This window comes from Pseudomonas sp. IT-P171 (genome assembly GCF_949767765.1).
Lineage (GTDB): Bacteria > Pseudomonadota > Gammaproteobacteria > Pseudomonadales > Pseudomonadaceae > Aquipseudomonas > Aquipseudomonas fluorescens_B.
This window is the reverse complement of sequence record NZ_CATKQN010000025.1, coordinates 1-2,521: the sequence shown is the minus strand read 5'-3', so window position 1 is coordinate 2,521 and position 2,521 is coordinate 1. Positions and strand designations below refer to the sequence as shown.

Below are 2,521 nucleotides of genomic sequence, written 5' to 3'. Positions count from 1 at the left end.
TGGACAACAAAAAAGCCATCCTCAGCCACGTCCAGGAACTGGGCAAAAAGGCGACCGGGGGGTTGCGGATTCGCGTCCATGGCGACTTGCACCTGGGGCAAGTGTTGGTGATCAAGGGCGATGCCTACCTGATCGACTTCGAAGGCGAACCGGCGCGGCCCTTGGCCGAAAGGCGCGGCAAGCATAGCCCCTACAAGGATGTCAGCGGCGTCTTGCGCTCGTTCGACTACGCGGCGGCTATGGCCATCAACGTGCACAACGTCGATAACACCACCGATGCCCGGGCAGCCCGGCTGCGGGTATCGGAACGCTATTTAAATGAAGCGAAACAGGCATTTGTCGACGCTTATCGGCTGGCGGCAGCTAGTCTTGCTCATGCGTGGCAAGATCCGGAAGGCGAGGACGCCGCGCTGGCGTTGTTCGGTCTGGAAAAAGCGGCGTACGAGGTGGCCTATGAAGCAGAAAATCGGCCCACCTGGTTGCCCGTGCCATTGCACGGTTTATATGGATTATTGAGTGGGCTTAAACCCTTTTCCGATCTTGGTGGAGAGTAGTCATGAGTTTCTCGAACAAGGAACAGGGTCACGCTAAAGAGGCGTTACTGCCCAGATCGCGGGACATCGACGCGCTGGTACGCGCCCAGCATCAAGACCCCTTTGCAATTCTCGGCCCCCATGGCGATGGCGCTGGCGGGCAATTCATTCGGGCCTATCTGCCTGACGCGTTGAGCGTACAGGTGTTGGCCAAGGATTCCGGGGAGGAACTCGGCGCCCTTGAGGCCACCGAAACGCCCGGGCTGTTTGTCGGGCATTTCGATCGGGCGCAGCCGTATGTGCTGCGCACGCGTTGGGCGGGCGGCGAACAGGTTTCCGAAGACCCTTACAGCTTCGGTCCGTTGCTCGGTGAAATGGATTTGTACCTGTTCGCTGAAGGCAATCACCGTGACTTGAGCAGTTGCCTGGGTGCGCAGCTGAAAAACGTCGACGGTGTCGACGGCGTGCGTTTCGCCGTGTGGGCTCCGAACGCCAAACGGGTGTCGGTGGTCGGTGACTTCAATAACTGGGATGGCCGTCGGCACCCGATGCGCCTGCGTCACCCGACCGGCGTCTGGGAACTGTTCATCCCGCGCCTGCAGGCAGGCGAGGCTTACAAATACGAGATCCTCGGCACCCACGGCATTCTGCCGCTCAAGGCCGATCCGATGGCCCTGGCCACCACGCTGCCGCCGGACACTGCGTCGAAAGTCGCCTCTCCCTTGAGCATCGAGTGGCAGGATCACGAGTGGATGCAGGCTCGCGTCGAGCGTTCAAAACCGAGCGCGCCGCTGTCGATCTACGAATTGCACGCCGGTTCCTGGCAGTGCGAGCTGGACGATCTGGGCGAAGTGGCGCGCCAGTACACCTGGCATGAGCTGGGCGAACGCTTGATTCCGTACGTCAAGGAACTGGGGTTCACCCACATTGAACTGATGCCGATCATGGAACATCCGTTCGGCGGCTCATGGGGCTATCAACTGCTCTCACAGTTTGCCCCGAGCGCCCGTTACGGTTCGCCGGATGATTTCGCAGCGTTCGTCAACGCCTGCCACCTGGCCGATATCGGCGTCATTCTCGATTGGGTCCCGGCGCATTTTCCGACCGATACTCACGGCCTGGCGCAATTCGACGGCACCGCGCTGTACGAATACGGTAACCCGCAGGAAGGCTTCCACCAGGATTGGGACACGCTGATCTACAACCTTGGTCGCACCGAAGTACACGGCTACATGCTGGCCTCGGGGCTGCACTGGCTCAAGCATTTCCACGTCGACGGCCTGCGCGTCGATGCGGTGGCGTCGATGCTGTACCGCGATTACTCGCGCAAGGCCGGCGAGTGGGTGCCGAACCGTCACGGCGGTCGGGAAAACCTTGAAGCGATCGACTTCCTGCGTCACCTCAACGATGTGGTCAACCTCGAAGCGCCCGGCGCGTTGGTGATCGCCGAAGAGTCCACGGCGTGGCCTGGCGTCAGCCAAAGTACGCAGCAGGGTGGCCTGGGTTTCGACTACAAATGGAACATGGGCTGGATGCACGATTCGCTGCACTACATCCAGCAAGATCCGGTGTACCGCGCCCATCACCACAACGAACTGAGTTTCGGCCTGGTGTATGCCTGGTCCGAACGCTTCATCCTGCCGATCTCCCACGACGAAGTGGTTCACGGCAAACACTCGCTGATAGACAAAATGCCCGGTGACCGCTGGCAGAAATTCGCCAACCTGCGGGCTTACCTGAGCTTCATGTGGGCACATCCGGGCAAGAAACTGTTGTTCATGGGCTGCGAATTTGGCCAGTGGCGCGAGTGGAACCACGATCAGCAGCTGGATTGGTACTTGCTGCAGTATTCGGAACACAAAGGCGTGCAGAAACTCGTCGGCGACCTGAACCGGTTGTACCGCGAAGAACCCGCTTTGCACGACCAGGACGACGCCCCACAAGGGTTCCAGTGGTTGATCGGCGATGATGCGATCAACAGCGTTTAT

1 protein-coding gene and 1 pseudogene are annotated in these 2,521 nt (G+C 60.1%); both read left to right on the top strand.

The features are described 5' to 3' along the window. Window positions 1-554: pseudogene (locus ACM6I5_RS17300) on the top strand (alpha-amylase); the annotation flags it as partial. Between the two features lie 2 nt (window positions 555-556). Further along, window positions 557-2,521, top strand: a 1,965-nt coding sequence (glgB, locus tag ACM6I5_RS17295) for a 1,4-alpha-glucan branching protein GlgB (RefSeq protein WP_414884276.1), incomplete at its 3' end; no start/stop codon positions are given.